At 71.3% G+C, this 18,490-nt stretch carries 18 protein-coding genes; 16 read left to right on the top strand and 2 right to left on the bottom strand.

The annotated features are described in order from the left end of the window. Positions 1-16 precede the first annotated feature (16 nt). The 8 genes from AC1DG4_RS18865 (at position 17) to AC1DG4_RS18830 (ending at position 6,271) form a co-directional block, all read left to right on the top strand. Positions 17-1,135, top strand: a complete 1,119-nt coding sequence (locus AC1DG4_RS18865; RefSeq protein ID WP_477376010.1) for an ABC transporter substrate-binding protein — start codon at positions 17-19, stop codon at positions 1,133-1,135. 44 nt (positions 1,136-1,179) lie between these two features. Continuing rightward, positions 1,180-2,352 (top strand): ABC transporter ATP-binding protein, encoded by a 1,173-nt coding sequence (locus AC1DG4_RS18860; protein WP_477376012.1) that lies wholly within the window; start codon positions 1,180-1,182, stop codon positions 2,350-2,352. Between the two features lie 26 nt (positions 2,353-2,378). Continuing rightward, positions 2,379-3,644: an amidohydrolase family protein gene (locus AC1DG4_RS18855; protein WP_477376014.1), complete on the top strand. Its 1,266-nt coding sequence runs from the start codon at positions 2,379-2,381 to the stop codon at positions 3,642-3,644. A 1-nt stretch (position 3,645) separates the two neighbouring features. Beyond that, positions 3,646-3,963 carry a hypothetical protein gene (locus AC1DG4_RS18850; protein WP_477376016.1) on the top strand — a complete coding sequence of 106 codons (318 nt, stop codon included), beginning with the start codon at positions 3,646-3,648 and terminating at the stop codon, positions 3,961-3,963. Beyond that, positions 3,960-4,349 (top strand): Rieske (2Fe-2S) protein, encoded by a 390-nt coding sequence (locus tag AC1DG4_RS18845; RefSeq protein ID WP_477376018.1) that lies wholly within the window; start codon positions 3,960-3,962, stop codon positions 4,347-4,349. The genes AC1DG4_RS18850 and AC1DG4_RS18845 overlap by 4 nt, the downstream gene beginning before the upstream one ends. Before the next feature lie 103 nt (positions 4,350-4,452). Then, a complete protein-coding gene (locus AC1DG4_RS18840; RefSeq protein WP_477376020.1) occupies positions 4,453-4,956 on the top strand; it encodes an amino-acid N-acetyltransferase in 504 nt (167 codons plus the stop codon). A 9-nt stretch (positions 4,957-4,965) separates the two neighbouring features. Next, a complete protein-coding gene (locus AC1DG4_RS18835; RefSeq protein WP_477376022.1) occupies positions 4,966-5,646 on the top strand; it encodes a hypothetical protein in 681 nt (226 codons plus the stop codon). Positions 5,647-5,860: 214 nt separating this feature from the next. Further along, positions 5,861-6,271, top strand: coding sequence for a dehydrogenase (locus AC1DG4_RS18830; RefSeq protein WP_477376024.1), 411 nt, complete (start codon positions 5,861-5,863; stop codon positions 6,269-6,271). Positions 6,272-6,277: 6 nt separating this feature from the next. Here the strand turns inward: AC1DG4_RS18830 and radA are convergent, their stop codons facing one another. Beyond that, entirely contained in the window at positions 6,278-7,645 is a 1,368-nt protein-coding gene (gene radA, locus AC1DG4_RS18825) for a DNA repair protein RadA (protein ID WP_477421411.1), read from the bottom strand. 105 nt (positions 7,646-7,750) lie between these two features. Between radA and AC1DG4_RS18820 the strand changes: the two genes are divergently transcribed. The 7 genes from AC1DG4_RS18820 (at position 7,751) to cydD (ending at position 16,882) form a co-directional block, all read left to right on the top strand. Beyond that, positions 7,751-8,986 carry a molybdopterin molybdotransferase MoeA gene (locus tag AC1DG4_RS18820; protein ID WP_477376028.1) on the top strand — a complete coding sequence of 412 codons (1,236 nt, stop codon included), beginning with the start codon at positions 7,751-7,753 and terminating at the stop codon, positions 8,984-8,986. After that, entirely contained in the window at positions 8,971-9,660 is a 690-nt protein-coding gene (gene mobA, locus AC1DG4_RS18815; protein ID WP_477421410.1) for a molybdenum cofactor guanylyltransferase, read from the top strand. Before AC1DG4_RS18820 ends, mobA begins: the two co-directional genes overlap by 16 nt. Then, positions 9,657-9,929 carry a DUF6457 domain-containing protein gene (locus AC1DG4_RS18810; RefSeq protein WP_477376031.1) on the top strand — a complete coding sequence of 91 codons (273 nt, stop codon included), beginning with the start codon at positions 9,657-9,659 and terminating at the stop codon, positions 9,927-9,929. The genes mobA and AC1DG4_RS18810 overlap by 4 nt, the downstream gene beginning before the upstream one ends. 127 nt (positions 9,930-10,056) lie before the next feature. Next, a complete protein-coding gene (locus AC1DG4_RS18805) occupies positions 10,057-10,788 on the top strand; it encodes a helix-turn-helix transcriptional regulator (RefSeq protein WP_477376033.1) in 732 nt (243 codons plus the stop codon). Then, a complete protein-coding gene (locus AC1DG4_RS18800; protein ID WP_477376035.1) occupies positions 10,775-12,187 on the top strand; it encodes a cytochrome ubiquinol oxidase subunit I in 1,413 nt (470 codons plus the stop codon). The genes AC1DG4_RS18805 and AC1DG4_RS18800 overlap by 14 nt, the downstream gene beginning before the upstream one ends. A gap of 14 nt (positions 12,188-12,201) precedes the next feature. Continuing rightward, positions 12,202-13,242 carry a cytochrome d ubiquinol oxidase subunit II gene (gene cydB, locus AC1DG4_RS18795; protein WP_477376037.1) on the top strand — a complete coding sequence of 347 codons (1,041 nt, stop codon included), beginning with the start codon at positions 12,202-12,204 and terminating at the stop codon, positions 13,240-13,242. Between the two features lie 235 nt (positions 13,243-13,477). After that, a complete protein-coding gene (cydD, locus tag AC1DG4_RS18790) occupies positions 13,478-16,882 on the top strand; it encodes a thiol reductant ABC exporter subunit CydD (RefSeq protein ID WP_477376039.1) in 3,405 nt (1,134 codons plus the stop codon). Between the two features lie 250 nt (positions 16,883-17,132). Here cydD and AC1DG4_RS18785 read toward each other — a convergent pair whose 3' ends face one another. Next, positions 17,133-17,504 (bottom strand): DUF4406 domain-containing protein, encoded by a 372-nt coding sequence (locus tag AC1DG4_RS18785; protein WP_477376041.1) that lies wholly within the window; start codon positions 17,502-17,504, stop codon positions 17,133-17,135. A 23-nt stretch (positions 17,505-17,527) separates the two neighbouring features. Here AC1DG4_RS18785 and AC1DG4_RS18780 point away from each other — a divergent pair, with 23 nt between their 5' ends. Beyond that, the gene (locus tag AC1DG4_RS18780; RefSeq protein ID WP_477376042.1) at positions 17,528-18,307 is read left to right on the top strand and encodes a DeoR/GlpR family DNA-binding transcription regulator; all 780 of its coding nucleotides are present in this window, start codon (positions 17,528-17,530) and stop codon (positions 18,305-18,307) included. Positions 18,308-18,490 lie beyond the last annotated feature (183 nt).

The following is an 18,490-nucleotide window of genomic DNA, read 5'->3' as shown; positions in this document are numbered from 1 at the left end:
CCCGAGAGGAAGAATGATGACGTTCTCCCGCAATACCCTCCGCCTCGCGACGGCGACCCTGGCCATCGGCGCGCTCGCGGCCCTGACCGCGTGCTCCTCCGACACGGCCGCCGCCAAGCCCGATAAGCCGATCGAGGTCCCGGGCACCAGCGCCGCGGGCAACTCGCACATGAACGACCTCTACGGCAAGGCGCTCGCCAGCGGGAAGACCGACATCGTGGTCTACGGGCCCAGCGTCTCCTCGCAGAAGGCGCTGTTCAAGGCCTTCACGGATCGCTTCCCCGGGATCAAGGTCGTCCAGCAGGACCAGCCGGATGCGCAGAGCATCACCAAGATCGAGACCGAGGCGCAGAGCGGCAACCGCATCGCCGACATCTACGACGGCGGCGAGTCGCCGCAGGTCGCCGCGAAGGGCGACCTGTGCACCAAGGCCGACGTGCAGACGGCTCCGGACGGCTTCGAGATCCCGACCGCCTTCGACGGCCGCCTCACCTACTACGCGATGCGGTACTTCGTGTTCGTCTACAACACCGACATGGTGAAGGAGAACGAGGCCCCGAAGAACTGGAAGGACCTGCTCGATCCGAAGTGGAAGGGCAAGATCACGGTCGGCGACCCGACGGTCCCTGGCGGTATCCGCTACATCCTCACCTCGCTCATGGTGCCGGAGAGCGCCGACAAATGGGGCAAGCCCTACGTCGAGGCACTGGCCAAGCAGGACGTGCAGTTCGCGCAGTCCGAGCCGAACGTCCCCGCCGACGTGGCGAGCGGCCGGTTCCCGATCGGCATCGCCGTCTACCAGGGCTTCTACGAGGACGTGAAGGCGAAGGGCGGCCCGGTCGCCGCGGTCTTCCCACTCGACGACGGCGGCAACTTCATGTCCCGTACCGGGATGTGCATCGTGAACAAGGCCCCGCACGCGGACGCCGCGCAGCTCTACATCAACTGGCTGTACTCGCCCGAGGGGCAGAAGGCGCTCGCCGAGAAGAACAAGTCGTACGGCTGGACGCCGGACGCTCCCGGCCCGCAGGGCGCCCCGGCGCTGAGCAAGCTCGGACGCCTGCCGTTCTCCAACCCCGACCCGAACTTCAACCAGCCCTACTTCGATTTCATCAACGCGCAGTTCAAGAAGTAGCCGCTTCGAATCCGACGTCCCCCAGCGAGAGAGCACTGATCGGCATGACTGAGGTCCAGGTATCCGGACTGACCAAGCGCTACGGCGGCAAGACCGCTCTGCACGGATTGGATCTGACGATCGGATCCGGCGAGTTCGTCACCCTGCTCGGCCCCTCGGGCTGCGGCAAGACGACGACGCTGCGGTGCCTGGCCGGCCTCGAGCGCCCCACGGGCGGACGCATCAGCATGGGCGATCGCATCGTCGTGGACACCGACCGGCGCACGTTCGTGCCGGCCGACAAGCGACAGGTGGGCATGGTCTTCCAGAGCTATGCGCTCTGGCCGCACATGAGCGTGGCGGAGAACGTCGCGTACCCGCTCAAGGTCGCGAAGGTGGGGGCGGCGGAGCGCCGCACCCGCGTCGCCGACATGCTCTCCGCGGTGGGACTCGCGGACTACGAGAAGCGTCCGGTCACCGCCCTGTCGGGCGGCCAGCAGCAGCGGGTGGCTCTCGCCCGCGCTCTGGCCGCCCGGCCGGGCATCATCTTCTACGACGAGCCGCTGTCCAACCTCGACTCCAAGCTGCGCTACCAGATGGGCCAGCAGGTGCGCGCGCTGCACAACCAGTTCGAGACGACCTCCGTCTACGTCACGCACGACCAGGAGGAGGCGATCACGCTCTCCGACCGGATCATCGTGATGAGCGAGGGCGCGATCGTGCAGGACGGCACGCCGAGCGAGCTGTACGACCGCCCGAATTCGGCGTACGTCGCCGACTTCATGGGTTTCCAGAACATCCTCCCCGGAACGATCCGCGCGGTGCGGGACGGCATCGCCGATGTCGAGGTCGACGGCACATCGCTCGTCGTCGCCGGCGTCGTCACGGGTGAGGCGGCGCCGGGGGAGAGGGCGGATGTGGCCTTCCGCGCCGCGCACGCCCGGATCATGCCCGTCGACGACCTCGCTCCCGGAGCCGGGCGGTTCCGCGCGGGCGTCGAGCGCAGCACCTATCTCGGCAGTGCCGTGAACCTGCTCGTCCGCTCAGGCCGGCTTCCGCTGCGCGTGCGGGTCGAGACGGGCGAGCTGGCCGCGGACGCGGTGCCGCGCCCCGGTGACGAGTACGGCTTCGCGATCAACCCCGCCCGTGCGGTCGTGATCCCGCACCGCGTGGCGGTGGCACCCGCCGACGACGACTACCTGACCACGATGACCGATGCGATCGTCGCCGCGCATTGAGCGATCGACGCCTGAGAGGAATGCCCATGAGTGACCTGCCCGCCCCCCGCTCCGACGCGCCGCGGATCCGCGAACTCGCCGAGATCGGCGGCCGCTCGGATACGCGCGACGTGCTCGCCCACGCGACCAAGCAGGCGCGCGACGACTACGACGACTACTTCATCGTCGACATCGACGCGCACGTCTCGGAGGACCACTTCTGGGGCGAGGTGCTGAGCCTCATCGACAACGACGTGTGGCGCGACCTCGGCCTGAGCCAGCACGCGGGCTTCGCCGGCAACAATGCGCTCCTGAACATCCAGCCCGGCATGTCGCAGCAGAGCGTCGGCGGCCGCATCGGCCACCAGGGCCGCAAGGAGCCCACCGACGGCACGGAGGGGCACCCGTTCGTCACGGCCGCCCGGCGCGGCATGGACGCGATGGGCCTGGACTACCAGGTGGTCTTCCCGAGCGCGATGCTGCTGCTCGGCATGCACCCGCAGGACGAGGTCGAGGTCGTGCTGGGCCGAGCATTCAACCGCTGGCTCACCGAGGTCATCCTGCCGCCGAACCCGCGCCTCAGGGGCATGCTCTACCTGCCCTACAACACCCCGGAGGTGTGCGAGGAGCTGGTCGAGAAGTACGCCGACGACGACGGCATCATCGGGTACACGGTGTGCTCTACCCGAAACAACCCGGTGCACTCCGACGTCTACACGCGGCTCTACAAGCTCATCGAGGACAGCGGCAAGCCGCTCGCCTTCCACTCGGGCTACCACTGGGGGGATCCGTCGTTCGCTCAGCTGAATCGGTTCCTCTCCATGCACGCGCTCTCGTTCACGCACTACAACCAGATCCACGTGACGAACTGGATCATCAACGCCATGCCGGAGCGCTTCCCGAAGCTCAAGATGGTGTGGGTCGAGAGCGGCCTGGCCTGGATCCCGTTCCTCATGCAGCGTCTCGATCACGAGGTGCTCATGCGGCCGAGCGAGGCCCCCGGCCTCAAGCGCCTGCCGAGCGAGTACATGAAGGAGATGTGGTACACGACCCAGCCCATGGAGCGGACCAACATGGAGCTGCTCGAGGCCACCATGAAGTCGTTCAACGCGGAGACGCAACTGCTCTACTCGTCCGACTGGCCGCACTGGGATTGGGACGCACCGTCCACGATCACCCGCCTGCCCTTCCTCTCCGAGCAGGCCAAGCGCAACATCCTCGGGTTGAACGCCGCGCGCGTGTTCAACCTCCCCACCGACCGCAAGAAGCCCTCCGCGGAGCGTGTGCTCCAGGAGCGACCCGGGATTTCCTGACATGACTGACAACAACACCACCACCACCGCGCCCGGGACCGCCGAGCTCTCGACGGTCATCGCCCGCCTCGGCGAACTCGTGCAGCACGTGAGCGACGAGGAGCGGGGAGCCGAGGTCTCCGACGAGCAGATCGCCGACGTGCTCTACGCCGCCGCACGGCTCTTCTCCGCGAAGACCGACCGCGTCGGCAAGATCGCCTGGCCGATCCGCCCTGACGCGCTCAACGCGACCGAGACCGTCGTCCTCGTCACGGCGCTCCTGGATGCTGCCGACGTGAACCTCTTCGACATGGCGATCTGGTACCGGAGGGCCGAATGAGCGCGCAGGTCGTCCGCCGGGACGTCGTCGTCGCGAGCCTCGCCGACCTGCAGGAGCGGGAGCGGATCGTCGTCGACGTCGACGGCACCGAGCTCGGCCTGTACTTCCACGCCGGCGAGGTGCGCGCCTGGCACAACGTCTGCCCGCACCAGGGCGGCCCCGTCTGCCAGGGCAAGATCATGCCGCGCACCGTGCAGCTCGTGCGGGGCGAGGGCGGTCTGAAGAGCGGCGGGCCGGGGTTCCATCCCACCGACCGCAACATCGTGTGCCCGTGGCACGGCTTCGAGTTCGACGTCCTCACCGGAAAGCACCCCGCGGACCGCCGTGTCGGGCTGCGCCCGATCCCGGTGCGCGTGAACGCCGACGACGTCATCGTCACGGTCTGACGCGACGCACCAGCACCCCGCCCCGCCCTCCCGCTCCCCGTGAGCGGGACGGCGGGGCCGCGTCGTCCGCGGGCGCACAGGACAGCAGTCGTAGGCTGGAGGGATGAGCGACTATCTCGTCCGGCCCGCGCGGGCCGGAGACGTCCAGGGCATCTACGCACTCCTGGAGCCGCTCGTGGAACGACGCATCCTGCTGGGCAAGGACATCGCGGTGCTCTACGGTGCGGTGCAGGAGTTCGTGGTCGCCGAGGCCGAAGGCCGGCTCATCGGCTGCGGCGCGCTGCACGTCATGTGGGAGGACCTCGGCGAGGTGCGCACCCTGCTCGTCGAGGAGGGCTGGAAGCACCACGGCGTCGGACGGGCCATCGTGGAACGCCTCGAGACGCATGCGGTGGATCTCGGCCTCAGCCGGCTGTTCTGCCTGACCTTCGAGGTGCCGTTCTTCGAGCGTCGCGGGTTCGCTCCGATCGGCGAGCAGGTCGTGGATCCCGACGTCTACACCCAGCTGCTGCGCAGCGGCGACGAGGGCGTGGCCGAGTTCCTCGACCTCGCGCACGTGAAGCCGAACACGCTCGGCAACACGCGTATGCTCAAGCACCTTGTCTAACCTGGAAGCATGAGCCCTCGCCAGTCCGCCGCCGTCTATCGTCGTCGCCGGATCGTGGTCCTCGGCATCATCATCGTGCTGCTCGCGCTGCTGATCGTGCTCGTGTGGGCGCTCGTCGGGCGCGGCGCATCCGGCGCGGATCCGAAGCCGCTGCCCACGACCTCGTCCACGCCGTCCCCGACCGCATCGACGCCGCCCGCCTCACCGGATCCGAGCGCGGATGCGAGCCCCGACCCGGCCGCGACGACGCCGGGGCCGACCAGCTCCGCGGGTGCGGGGCCCGTGCCGTGCACCGCGGCAGAGGTCAGGGTCACTGCCGTCGCCGATCACGACAGCTACTCCGCCGACGAGAATCCGAAGCTGTCGATCTCGCTGACCAACGGCAGCAGCAAGGATTGCACGATGAACGTCGGCACCACGACGCAGGCGTTCACCATCACCAGTGGGAACGACACCTGGTGGCGTTCCACGGACTGCCAGCAGACGCCGAGCGACGCGATCCAGACCATCAAGGCCGGCGCCACCATCACCAGCTCGACCCCGGTCGTCTGGGATCGCACCCGCTCCAGCGTCGACACCTGCGCGGCCGCGGACCGGCAGCGCGCCCCGGGCGGTGGGGCGGCCTATCGCCTGACCGTGTCGATCGGAGGGTTCCAGAGCACGAATCCCGTGCAGTTCCTGCTCAATTGAACCTGGACGAAAAGTGGGAATTTGTCGCCTGAGTCCAACCTTTGGGATACCATAGAGGCCGAGTCTTCGAGATCTAGACGGTTGCCATCCCCAGTGGCTTCGACATTCTTAAGCGTCCCCAGCGCATCGTCGTCCGTCGTCGAAGACTTTGAGGGCCTCTTCGATCGTCTGTCCCCAAGCGATGAGCGAAGAGGTCCTCTCCTATGCTGGAACGATGGCCGTGAAGAAGTCGAAGAAGAAGGCACCGGCCGCGGCGGAGTTCCGCTCCGAAGCCCTCGCACAGGCGCTCGAGAAGCAGGACATGGCCGCGGTGGCGCTCGCCTTGCGCAACGGCAACACGGTCGTGCCGCTGATCCGGCCTGGTGCGAAGGATGACCCGCGGGACGGCGGCGAGGTGTGGACCTACCGGGATCCGGCCACGGGCGACGTCGCGCTGCTGCTGTTCAGCGACGCGACGCACAAGCCCGCGAACCTCCCGCCCGGCGTCGGGATCTACTCGCCGCTCTGGCTGCGCTCGTTCCTCACGACGCATCGCGACGTGATCACGACCGTGTTCCTGGACATCGCGGGCCCGCACCCGATGCAGGCGCCCCCGGAGGAGCTGCTGCGCGCGCTCGAGGCCTGACCGGCGTCAGAACGCGGGGACCTCGTCGTCGAGGCGGCGCGGCGCACGATGCGCCTTGACGTCGCTGAGCGCTCCGCGCAGGGTCGCCGAGCGGTCATCGATCACGTGCGCGTAGCCGAGCCGAGCCGCCTCCGAGCGGCGCTGCGACGCCTGGGTGACCGGGCGCACCTCGCCGGCGAGGCTCAGTTCGCCCACGGCGGCGAGTGTGCGCGGCACGGCGTTGTCCATGAGGGAGCCGGCCACCGCGATCGCGATCGCCAGATCCGCCGCCGGCTCGACGAAGCGCACGCCGCCCACCGTCGAGACGTACACGTCCTTGTCGCTGGTCTTGATGCCGGCCCGACGCTCGAGCACGGCGAGCACCATCGCGACGCGGGACGAGTCGAGACCGTTCACGACCCGGCGCGGGTTAGGCGCCTGGGTGGGGATCGTGAGCGCCTGCACCTCGACCGGCATCGCGCGCCGGCCCTCGAGCGCGATTGCGACGCACGTGCCTGGCTCCGGGCGTCCGCGCGAGAGGAACAGGCTCGACGGATCCGGCACCTCCGCGATCCCGGATCCGGTCATCTCGAAGCAGCCGACCTCGTCGGTCGGGCCGAACCTGTTCTTGAGCGCCCGGATGAACCGCAGCGACGTCTGCCGGTCGCCTTCGAAATGGCAGACGACGTCGACGAGGTGCTCGAGCACGCGGGGGCCTGCGACCGACCCGTCCTTCGTGACGTGCCCGACGATCACGATCGGGAGATCCCGCTCCTTCGCCACCCGGATGAGCGCCGACGCGACCTCGCGCACCTGGGCGGGCTGGCCCGCGGCCCCCTCCGACAGCGCAGAGGTGACGGTTTGCACGGAGTCGACGATCACGAGCCCGGGGGAGACCTCGTCGATGTGGCCGAGGATCGTGCCGAGGTCGGTCTCGGCCGCGAGGTACAGCTCGTCGTGCAGCGCGCCGGTGCGCTCGGCGCGCAGCCGCACCTGCGCCGTGGACTCCTCGCCGCTCGCATAGAGCACCCGCCGGCCGGAGCGGGCCGCCGCGGCCGCCACCTCGAGCAGCAGCGTGGACTTGCCGACGCCCGGCTCGCCGCTCAGCAGGATGGCTGCACCAGGCACGATGCCGCCGCCGAGCACGCGGTCGAACTCGGCGACGCCGCTCGACCGCCGTGGCGACTCCTGCGACGTGAGGGACGTGATCGGGCGCGCCCGCCGACCGGACGCCGGGGCCGTCGCCTCGACCCGGCGCACGATGCCGGTCTKCGCGGCCTGCTCGGTCACCGTGCCCCACTGCTGGCACTCACCGCACCTGCCCACCCATTTCGCGGTCGTCCACCCGCACTCGGTGCAGACGTACGCGGGTGCGGAGGGTTTCCGGGAGGCCATGCAGCAAGGCTAGCCGGGGGCGCCGACGCCGGGGCCGCCGCACGGATCGAGGGGCGGCGGAAAGGGCGCACCGGTAGCCTCGAAGCACACGACGAGGGAGCGCGCATGAGCCAGGGCACAACCACCTTACGCACGGTCGAGGAGCAGCAGGAGCGCGTGCTCGCCGCCGTCCGTCCGCGCCCCGCGGTGACGATCCCCGTGGATGAGGCAGCCGGGTTCACGCTCGCCGTCGACGCCATCGCGGTGAACTCGGTTCCGGTCTTCGACAACTCCGCGATGGACGGGTTCGCGGTGCGGTTCGCCGACGTCGCCTCGGCGAGCGATGCGGATCCTGTGACGCTGCGCGTGACGGCGGATCTGCCCGCAGGGAGCCCCGAGGATCCGCCCCTCGCCCAGGGCTGCGCCGTGCGGATCATGACGGGGTCCGCGCTGCCGGGCGAGGCCGACACGATCGTCCCGTTCGAGGACACGGCCGGCGGACTCGAGGACTCCTTGCGGACCGCCGTCGTGCAGCGCGCTCCGCGCGCCGAGGGCGCCCACGTGCGCCGGGCCGGGGCCGACGCCGCCGCCGGCTCCGTGGCGCTGCCCGGCGGCGTTCTGCTCGGTCCGCGGCAGCTCTCGGCGCTCGCCTCGGTCGGGATCGCCGAGGTGCACGTCGCACCCCGTCCTCGGGTGGCCGTGGTGTCGACCGGATCCGAGCTCGTGCCGCCAGGAGCGCCGCTGCGGCGCGGACAGATCCCGGAGTCGAACGGCCTGCTGCTGGCCGGGCTCGCGGCCGAGGCCGGGGCGGAGGTCGTGCTGCGCGAGGTCGTCGGCGACGAGGGAGACGGGCCCGCCGAGGCCGCCGCGCGGGCGGCCGCACTCGGCGCGGATGCGGTGATCTTCTCCGGCGGGGTGAGCGCCGGTGCGTACGAGGCCGTGCGGCTGAGCATGGGCCAGGCGATGGAGTTCGTGGCCGTGGCGATGCAGCCGGGCAAGCCGCAGGCGTTCGGCGCGACCGCCGAGGGCATGCTGCTGTTCGGGCTGCCCGGCAATCCGGTCAGCGCCGCGGTGTCGTTCGAGACGTTCGTGCGCCCTGCGCTGCTGCGGCTGCAGGGGCGCGCCGTCGTGCATCGTCCGCTCCGCCGCCTGCCCGCGGGTACGGCGTGGCGCACCCCTCCGGGCAGGCGCCAGTACCTTCCTGCCGTGATCGTCGATGGTGCGGTCGTACCGGCGACGCGGGGTGGATCCGGCTCGCACCTCACCGTCGGACTCGCCGGGGCCACGGCGTACGCGATCGTGTCGGCCGATGTCGAGGCCGTCCAGGTCGGAGACCTCGTCGACGTGTGGGAGCTGCGCTGAGCGCGCCCGCGGGATCCGTCGGCGCCCTCGTGCTCGTGGGCGGTCGCGCGCGGCGATTCGACGGTGCCGCCAAGCCCCTGCTGGAGCTCGGGGGATCCACGCCGTGGCGGCGCACGCTCGCCGCACTCGCGGAGCGGGACGTCGCCCCGGTGGTCGCGGTCGGAACCTCCTGGGACCCCGACGGGCCCGCTCCCGCGACCGGCGCGGCGAGCGCGCCCGTGATCTGGGCGCGGGAGGACCCGCCCTTCGGCGGGCCCGTCGCGGCGATCGCGGCGGGGCTGCCCGCACTCGCCGGGGCGGAGTGGGCGCTGCTGCTCGCCGGGRACCTCGTGCATCCGGCCGGCGTCGTGCGGAGGCTGTGCGCCGCCGTGCGCGCCGACGGTGCCGACGGTGCGATCGATGCTGACGGCGCGATCGATGCGATCGTGTTCCGCGCCGACGACCGTGCGCAGTGGCTGGCCGGCGCCTATCGCGTCGCCGCCGTGCGCGCCGCACTCGCCGCGATCGCCGTCCCATCCGGCGCCGCCGCGCGGGAACTGCTCGCGGGGCTTCCGACCCGGTGGATCCGGGACGAGGATGGCATCACAGCCGACATCGACACCCCCGCCGACCTGGAGCGCGCCCGTGCGGCGCTCGCCGATCCGTCCGCCCGTCATGACGAGGAGCCCCGATGACCCCGAACGACCGCACCCTGCCCCCCGAGGCGCTGGACGAATGGGCCGCCGAGCTGCGCGAGCGGTTCGGTCTCGCCGAGGAGGATGTGCCGATCGCCCTGATCCTCGACCTCGCGCGCGACGTCGCGAACGGCGTCGCGCGTCCCGCCGCACCGTTCAGCGCCTTCGTCGCCGGGCTCGTGGCCGGTCGCGCGGGCGGAAGCCCCGGCGACGTGCGCGCAGCGGTCGCGGCGATCTCCCAGCTGGCCCTCGCGCACGGCAAGGACTGACCGCCCCCCGCGGGTGGGCGGCGGCATCCGGGATCCGCATGGTGGTGATCCGAACCTCCTATCGCGCACGGCATTATTCACGGCCTAAGCCCCCATGCCCGGCGATGCTCGATGCGAGTATGGAGCCATGGCCAGCGCCGGGCCCGTCTGCGGGCCGATCTCCAGCTATTCGCGCGTGCGGATCCTGCATCTCGTGCAGGCGCGTCCGCACCGCACGATCGGCGAGCTGTGCGAGGCCACGGCGCTGCATCCGAACACGGTGCGCGAGCACCTGCAGCGGCTGATCGAGGGCGGCTACGTCGTGCAGGCGACCGAGCACCGCACGACCCGCGGGCGTCCGCGCGTGCTGTACAGCGCGGCCACCGGCGCGCCGGAGGCGTCGAGCCCGGTCGCCAAGCAGAAGGCCGATGACGCGGCCCGCCGCGGGGACCTGCTGCGCCGCATACTGCGGACCGAGTCCTCGAGCCTGGGCCAGCGCGCGATCTACCAGCTCGACGCGCTCGTCGAGCACCTCGAGGAGAGCGGCTTCGAGCCCGTCATCGACGAGCACCGGCTGACCGTCGAGCTCACCCCGTGCCCGCACGCCGCCGCCCGGCCGGAGCACCGACCGGTGCTGTGCCAGGTGCACCTCGGCCTGATGCAGGGCGTGCTCGCCCAGGCCGGCGGCCCGCTCACCGCGCGCTGCGTGCGCTCGGCGGCCCGGCCTGAGGAGTGCACGGTCGAACTGGACCGGGTCGGCGGATCCCGCTTCGCGATCGATGACCGCACAGGATCCCCGACCGGATCCGCATCCGCACACCGCACAGGATCCCGCACCGGGTCCGCGAACGCAGGAGGCTCCGCGCATGGATTGGCTTGATCCGCTCATCCTGTCCCGCTGGCAGTTCGGGCTGACGACCGTCTACCACTACCTGTTCGTGCCGCTCACGATCGGCATGGCCACCGTCACCGCGATCTTCCAGACCGCCTGGGTGCGCACCGGCAAGATCGAGTACCTGCACCTGACCCGGTTCTTCTCGAAGATCTTCCTCATCAATTTCGCGATGGGCGTCGTCACCGGCATCGTGCAGGAGTTCCAGTTCGGCATGAACTGGTCGGACTACTCCCGCTTCGTCGGCGACGTGTTCGGCGCGCCGCTCGCGTTCGAGGGCCTGCTCGCGTTCTTCCTCGAGGCGACCTTCATCGGGCTGTGGATCTTCGGCTGGGACAAGCTGCCGAAGAAGGTGCACCTCGCCACCATCTGGGGCGTCGCGATCGGCACGATCCTCTCGGCGTACTTCATCATCGCCGCGAACGCGTTCATGCAGAATCCGGTGGGCTACACCTACAACCCGGCGACGAATCGTGCCGAGCTCACCGACTTCGTCGCGCTGCTCACGAACAAGGTCGCGCTCGCCGCATTCCCGCACACGATCTTCGGCGCGTTCATGCTCGCCGCGGGCGTCGTGATCTCGGTCTCGGCCTGGCATCTGTCCCGCGGCCAGCACGTCGCGACGATGCGCAAGTCCCTGAAGTTCGGGCTGTGGGCGATCCTCGTCGCGACCGCGGGCATCCTCCTCTCCGGCGACCAGCTCGGCCTCGCGATGTACTCGACGCAGCCGATGAAGATGGCCGCCGCCGAGGCGACGTTCAACACGGTGTGCGGCAAGGACGCGGCGTTCAGCCTGTTCACGCTCGGCACACCGGACGGCAAGAGCGAGCTGTTCTCGATCCGCGTGCCTTATCTGTTGTCGCTGTTGTCGAACCACACCCTCGACGGCTGCGTGCACGGCATCAACGACCTGAACGCGGAGTACGCGCAGAAGTTCGCCTCCACGGGGCTCACCGAGTTCAACCCGGTGCTGTGGGTCACATATTGGGCGTTCCGCTGGATGATCGGCCTCGGGATGGCCCACGCGCTGGTCGCGGTGGCCGGCCTCTGGTTCACCCGCAAGAACGCCAAGCGCGAACCGGCTGCCTGGATGTGGAAGATCGCGATCTACTCGTTCCCGCTGTCGCTGGGTGCGAACATCGTCGGCTGGGTCTTCACCGAGATGGGCCGGCAGCCCTGGATCGTGTTCAGCCTGATGACGACCAAGAACGGCGTCTCGCCCGGGGTGAGCGGGGTCGAGGTGCTCATCTCGCTCATCTCCTTCACCGCCATCTACGCCGCGCTCGCGGTCGTGGAGGTCGGGCTCATCGTCCGTGCCGCCAAGAAGGGGCCCGACATCACAGAGAAGCACGACGAGGACGCCCCTGTCCCGTCGGTCGTGTACTGAGGAAGGAGACGGACATGGATCTCGCAACGCTCTGGTTCTGGATCGTCGCCCTGTTCTTCGTGGGCTATTTCGTGCTCGACGGCTTCGACTTCGGTGTGGGCATGTCGCTGCCGTTCCTCGGCGGCTTCGGCAAGAACGGTGACGACGTCTCGCGCCGCCAGGTGATCAACACGATCGGCCCGGTCTGGGATCTCAACGAGACCTGGGTGATCGTGGCGGGCGCCTGCCTGTTCGCGTCGTTCCCGGAGTGGTACGCCTCGCTGTTCAGCGGGTTCTACCTGCCGCTGCTGGTGATCCTGCTGGCCCTCATCCTGCGCGGGGTGTCGTTCGAGTACCGGCACCAGCGGGACGATGCGCGCTGGAAGCGTCGGTTCGACACCATGATCGTGATCGGATCCGCCGTCCCCGCCCTGCTCTGGGGCGTCGCGTTCGGCAACATCGTGCAGGGCGTCGCGCTCGATGAGAGGCATGTCTTCCGGGGGTCGGTGTTCGACCTGCTGAACCCGTACGGTCTGCTCGTCGGGGTCACGACGCTGCTCCTGTTCTTCCTGCACGGGCTGTACTTCGTGGCGCTCAAGACCGACGGCGTCGTGCACGAGCGCGCCCGCCGGGTGGCGCGTCTCGCCGCGCTGCCGACGATCCTCGCCGCGGCCGGGACCGTGGTGTGGACGATCGCGATCGCCGCCGGACGGCCGTCGCTGCTCTGGGCCGTGATCGCGCTCGGCGCCGTGGCCGCGGTGTTCCTCATCGTGTCGGTGCTCTTCTCGCTGCGCGGCCGCGACGGCTGGGCCTTCGCCGCCGGGGTCGTCACGATCCTCACGGCCGTGCTCATGCTGTTCTCCGCGCTGTTCCCGAACGTGCTGCCGTCGACGATCGATCCGGCGAACTCGCTCACGATCCAGAACGCGTCGAGCACGCCGTACACGCTGCAGATCATGAGCTGGACGGCGCTCGTGGCGATGCCGCTCGTCCTCGCGTACCAGGCGTGGACGTACTGGGTGTTCCGCAAGCGCGTGCGCCGGTCGACGATCGAGGCCGCCCCCGCGCACGCATGAGCTCCCAACCCTCTCCGCCCCGCCCCGAACCCGCGCCGTCCGCCCCGCGGCCCCCCCATGGCGTGCGCTCATGGGGACGACTCGAAGGTGGAGGGGTCTCGGCGGCCCTTGCGGGGGCGGCGGGGCCGGCGGGGGCGGCGGGGCCGGCGGGGTCGGTGGGGCCGGCTGGGCCGGCGAGGTCCGTGCGGCCGGCGCGTCCAGTGGGTCTGGCGCACGCGTCGGCGGAGCGGATCCGATGAAGCCGATCGATCCGCGGCTGCTGCGGTGGGCGCCCGCCGCGCGGACGTACCTCGGGGTGTCGGCCGGCATCGCGCTCCTGCAGACCGCGGTCACGATCGCGTTCGCGGGGCTGCTCGCGGCGGGGATCACGGACGTGGCCGAGGGGCGCTCGCCGCTCGGCGCGGTGCCGTGGCTCGCGCTCGTGGTGCTCGTGCGCGCGGCGCTGCTCTGGGTGTCCGAGGCGTGGGGCGCCCGCGCCGCGGCCCAGGCGGGGCGCGAACTGCGCAAGGCGCTGCTCGACGCGATCTCCCGCCGCGGCCCGGCGTGGCTCGGCACGCGCAACCGCACAGAGCTCGCGGTGACGGCGGGGCACGGGCTCGATGCGCTGGATCCGTACTTCTCCCGGTACATCCCGCAGCTCGTGCTCACCGCGATCGCAACGCCGGTCATCGTCGCCGTGATGTGGTGGCAGGACTGGCCGAGCGGCCTCGCGGCGGTCGTGACGCTGCCGCTCATCCCGCTGTTCCTCATCCTCATCGGCATCGCGACCCGCGGTGTGCAGCGCACGCAGCTACAGGTCCTGCACGCGCTCGCGGCACGGTTCGCCGACACCGTGCAGGGTCTCGCCACGCTGCGTCTGTTCGGGCGCGAGCGCCGCGCCGCGGCCCGCATGCGCGAGACCGCCGATCAGTACCGCCATGAGACCATGCGGGTGCTGCGGTACTCGTTCCTCTCCGGCTTCGCGCTCGAGCTGCTCTCGTCGCTCGCGGTGGCGATCATCGCGGTCTCGGTGGGCCTGCGCCTGCTGGGCGGCGAGCTGAGCCTCGGCGTCGGCCTGTTCGTGCTGCTGCTGGCCCCGGAGGCGTTCCTGCCACTCCGCCAGGTCGGGGTGCAGTTCCACGCCGCGGCCGAGGGCGTCGCCGCCACGGAAGACGTGTTCGCGGTCCTGGAATCGGAGCCAGGCGCTCACCGCGCGCGCTTTGCCGCAAATGGGCCGGGAATCGAGCCCTTCGCGCACTTCGAAACAGGGGTGCGGCTGGTCGTCGACGACGTCGCGGTGCGGCACGGGGAGCGGCGGCTGCCGGGGGTGTCGTTCGCGGCGGAGCCGGGGAGCGTCACGCTCCTGGAGGGGCGGAGCGGATCCGGCAAGTCGAGTCTGCTCGCGGCGCTGCGCGGGGCGGCGGAGCACGACGGAACCGTCGTGGCCGAGGGCGCGGCGGATCCGGATCCGACCACCTGGCTCGCCTGGGCCGGCCAGCGTCCCGGGCTCATCCGCGGCACGATCGCCGCGAACGTCGCGCTCGGCGACCCTGCGCCCGACCTCGCGCGGGTGCGGACTGCGCTCGTCGCGGCCGCAGCGCCCGACCTGGACCCGGCGCAGGAGCTCGGCGTGCAGGGAGCAGGGCTCTCGGGAGGCCAGGCGCAGCGTGTCGCCGTGGCCCGTGCCCTGTACCGGCTCGGATCCGGAGCGAGCGTGCTCGCGCTCGACGAGCCGTCGAGCGCCCTCGACGCCGAGACGGAGCGGCGGCTGTGGGCCTCGCTGCGCCGTGCCGCCGACGACGGGGCGACGGTGCTGCTCGTCTCGCACCGGGAATCGGCCCGCGCGATCGCCGACCAGGTGGTACGGATCGGTGTTGCTGCCCAGGTCGCTCTTTCGGCTGCTCCAGGGCATCCGGACGAGCCGAAACTGCGACCCGAGCCCGGCACAGAGCCGAAACTGCGACCCGAGCCCGGGACGGATCCGGATCCGATCCCCGAACTGCCGGCGTCCGTCGGCGGGATCCTCCGCCTCGCGATGCCGCGTGCCCGCCGGTTCCTGCCCGCGATCCTGGCCGGGATCGTCTCGGCGGCGGCCGCGGTCGGCCTGCTGCTCGTGAGCGGCTGGCTCATCGTCACCGCATCGCTCGTCGACAACCTCGTGCCGCTCTCGGTCGCGATCGTCGGCGTGCGCTTCTTCGCCGTGACCCGCGCCGTCACCCGATACCTCGAGCGCCTCGTGGGGCACGACGCCGCGCTCGGCCGGCTCGCGGATCTGCGGGCGGCGGTCGTGCGCCGGCTCACCCCGCTGGCCCCCGCCGGACTCGGATCCACGGACCGCGGCTCGGTGCTCGCCGCCCTCGTCGACGACGTGGAGAACCTGCAGAACCTGCCCCTGCGCGTGGTGCAGCCTCTGCTGACCGGGGGTGTCGTGGCCCTCGTCTCGATCGGCGTCCTGGCCGCGATCGCCCCCTCGGCGGCCCTCGCGCTCGCGGTCTGTCTCGTGATCGCCGTCGCCGGTGCGGTCGTCCTCGGCGGCATCGCCGGAGGCCGGGCGGAACACGCGCTCAGCCGCGACCGCGCCGAGCTGGCCGGAGCCCTCGTCGACGAACTCACCGCGCTCGACGTGCTGCAGGCCTACGGCGCGGAGGCCGTCGCGCGCCGGCGGATCCGGGCCGCCGACGATGCGTTGCGGCGCACGACCACCCGCGCCGCCGTCGCGCAGGCGCTGTCCACCGCGGTCGTGTCGCTCGCGGCGGGCGCCGCCTCGATCTGGGCGCTCGCCGTCGCAGCTCCCGGACAGGTCGGAGGCGCGGTCGACGCGCCCTGGTTCGCTGTCGCCGTGCTGCTGCCGATGGCCGTCTTCGACGTGTTCTCGGCCGTGCCGCAGGCCGCCTCGGCCTGGCGCGGCGTGCGCGCGGGCGCGGAGCGGATCCACGCGCTGCTGCCCTCCGCCCTGCCGGCCGAGGTGCGCGGCGACGAGGGCGAGGGCCGGATCGAGGACGGCGCGCTCCGCCTGCGCGGGGTGACCGCGTCGTGGCCGGGCGTGCGCACTCCTGCCCTGCGCGACCTCGATCTGGATGTCGCGCCGGGCGAGCGGATCCTCGTCACCGGGTCCAGCGGTGCGGGCAAGTCCACGCTCGCCGCCGTCCTCGTGGGCTTCCTGCGCTTCGGCGGCTCGTATCGCGTCGGCGACAGCGACGCAGCGCTGGTGCCGGGCCCGGAGCTGCGCCGCCACGTCGGGCTGTGCGAGCAGGATCCGATGCTCTTCGACGAGGACATCCGGCAGAACCTGCTGTTCGCGCGCGAGACCGCGACCGACGCCGAACTGCTCGCCGTGCTCGACCGCGTCGGTCTCGGCCCCTGGGCGCTCGAGCGCGGCGGGCTCGACGCGCGGGTGGGGGAGCGGGGCGCCCTCGTCTCCGGCGGCCAGGCGCAGCGCATCGCGCTCGCCAGGGCGATCCTGCGCGGATTCCCGGTGCTCGTGCTCGACGAGCCGACGGCGGGGGTGGATCCGGACGCGTCCGACGCGCTGCTGCGCGATCTGCTGGGCGCGACCGGATCCCAGTCCGTCGTCCTGGTCTCGCACGTGGAGCCTCCGGCCGGCACGATCGACAGGACGGTCCGGCTCGATGCCGGGCGGATCCGGCCCGTCGAGGCCTGAGGTGTGGGTCGCAGAGGCGTGACCTGCCGGTCGCCGAGCCGGTGGTTCCGGGCGGCCGGCGCCGGATCTTCGACGTCCGGTCCGCCGAATGCAGGACGTGCTCTCCGAATGCAGGATCAATCCCGCTAACGGCCCCGTTTGCAGGGCGGATCCGCCGCGCCGGCGGGCGCCCATCCTGCAAACGGGCCGGGGGGTCCTGCATTCGGCGGCGCCCCGGCTCGAGACCGGGCCCTTCGTGACGGAGCCCGGGTCAGGCGGCGATTCCCGGCACCTCGTCGAGGCGGCGGTAGACCGGGATCCCTCGACCCTCGGCGATCGCCACGTCCTGATCGGCCCCGCGAGACTCTCCCGGCAGGCGCAGCACGCCGTCGCAGTGCTGCAGCAGCCGCTCGGCAGTCGGGTACATCACCTCGGTCGCGAGGGGATCGCCGGGGCCGGTCGCGCCCGCGCTGGACAGCACGGGCAGCGCGACCCACTCGCCGATCATCGGGATGTGCCCGGCGCGGAAGATCGGCCATGCCGCTTCTTCGAGCCGGGCCAGGTTCTGCGCCATGAGCGCGGGGTCGCCGCCGGTGCCGGACGCGTAGGGGCCGGCGATGAGGATCATGAGTGGCTTCGTCATATCGGGTACAATACAGCAGAAACGTGCACAATTCGGAAGGGCTCGGAATGCTCGCTGCCGTACGCAAGGAGATGTTGCTCGAACGACTGCGCCGCGACGGCCGCCTCGTCGCGAAGGACATCGCCGCAGAGCTGGGGCTGTCGGAGGACAGCATCCGCCGCGATCTGCGCGAGCTCGATGCGGCCGGGCTTGCGGTGCGCGTCTACGGCGGGGCGCTCCCGGCGTCCCCCGCCGTGGTCGACTACGGGCGACGCACGGCCGTGGCCCCCGACAGCAAGGCGCGGGTCGCCGCCGCGGCCGCCGCCCTCATCGAGCCGGGAGCGACGGTGATCCTCGACGGCGGCACCACGGCGCTCGCGATGGTCGCCCGGATCCCTGTCGCGCTGCCGTGCACGGTCATCACGCACAGTCCCACGGTCGCCGCCGCGCTTCTGGACCATGCCGCCGACGTCTTCCTCATCGGCGGGCAGCTCTTCAAGCACTCCGCTGTCGCGTGCGGGGCGGCGGCCGTCGAGGCCGCGCAGCGGATCAGCGCCGACCTGTTCTTCCTCGGCGTCACGGGGGTGCATCCGACGGCGGGGCTGACCACGGGGGATCCCGAGGAGGCGGCGATGAAGCGCGTCCTCGCGTCACGCGCCGCGGAGACGTATGTGCTCGCGAGCGAGGAGAAGATAGGCACGGCCTCCCGGTTCGGGGTCCTGGCGCTGGACGAGGTGGCCGGTGTCGTCACGGATGCGGACCCCGCGGATCCGACCCTCCGCGATCTCGTCGCTGCGGGAGTCCGCCTCATCCCGGCCGGCTGATCGGGAGCCCGCGTTCCGGATCTCGTGTTCGGGATCCTGAGCCCGTTCCGGATTCCGCGGCCCTTGAAGCGCCCGTCGGGGCCAGAGTGGAAGCGGGTTCGAGCACTTCGCCGAGCGCCTCGAACGCGTGACGGCGCGCCTCGATCCGGCGATGCAGCTCCTGCTGTGCGTCGTCGATGACCG

This window comes from Microbacterium sp. 05N427 (assembly GCF_056397105.1).
Note: the sequence above shows the minus strand (reverse complement) of the source record. Positions and strands in the feature narration are given on the sequence as shown.

Coding starts and splice junctions, on each gene's coding strand:
- AC1DG4_RS18820 (WP_477376028.1), top strand. CDS start 7,751: ATGAGCCAGGGCACAACCACCTTACGCACGGTCGAGGAGCAGCAGGAG.
- AC1DG4_RS18830 (WP_477376024.1), top strand. CDS start 5,861: ATGGCCGTGAAGAAGTCGAAGAAGAAGGCACCGGCCGCGGCGGAGTTC.
- AC1DG4_RS18850 (WP_477376016.1), top strand. CDS start 3,646: ATGACTGACAACAACACCACCACCACCGCGCCCGGGACCGCCGAGCTC.
- AC1DG4_RS18800 (WP_477376035.1), top strand. CDS start 10,775: ATGGATTGGCTTGATCCGCTCATCCTGTCCCGCTGGCAGTTCGGGCTG.
- AC1DG4_RS18785 (WP_477376041.1), bottom strand. CDS start 17,504: ATGACGAAGCCACTCATGATCCTCATCGCCGGCCCCTACGCGTCCGGC.
- AC1DG4_RS18865 (WP_477376010.1), top strand. CDS start 17: ATGACGTTCTCCCGCAATACCCTCCGCCTCGCGACGGCGACCCTGGCC.
- cydB (WP_477376037.1), top strand. CDS start 12,202: ATGGATCTCGCAACGCTCTGGTTCTGGATCGTCGCCCTGTTCTTCGTG.
- AC1DG4_RS18840 (WP_477376020.1), top strand. CDS start 4,453: ATGAGCGACTATCTCGTCCGGCCCGCGCGGGCCGGAGACGTCCAGGGC.
- AC1DG4_RS18810 (WP_477376031.1), top strand. CDS start 9,657: ATGACCCCGAACGACCGCACCCTGCCCCCCGAGGCGCTGGACGAATGG.
- cydD (WP_477376039.1), top strand. CDS start 13,478: ATGAAGCCGATCGATCCGCGGCTGCTGCGGTGGGCGCCCGCCGCGCGG.
- AC1DG4_RS18805 (WP_477376033.1), top strand. CDS start 10,057: ATGGCCAGCGCCGGGCCCGTCTGCGGGCCGATCTCCAGCTATTCGCGC.
- AC1DG4_RS18860 (WP_477376012.1), top strand. CDS start 1,180: ATGACTGAGGTCCAGGTATCCGGACTGACCAAGCGCTACGGCGGCAAG.
- AC1DG4_RS18855 (WP_477376014.1), top strand. CDS start 2,379: ATGAGTGACCTGCCCGCCCCCCGCTCCGACGCGCCGCGGATCCGCGAA.
- AC1DG4_RS18845 (WP_477376018.1), top strand. CDS start 3,960: ATGAGCGCGCAGGTCGTCCGCCGGGACGTCGTCGTCGCGAGCCTCGCC.
- AC1DG4_RS18835 (WP_477376022.1), top strand. CDS start 4,966: ATGAGCCCTCGCCAGTCCGCCGCCGTCTATCGTCGTCGCCGGATCGTG.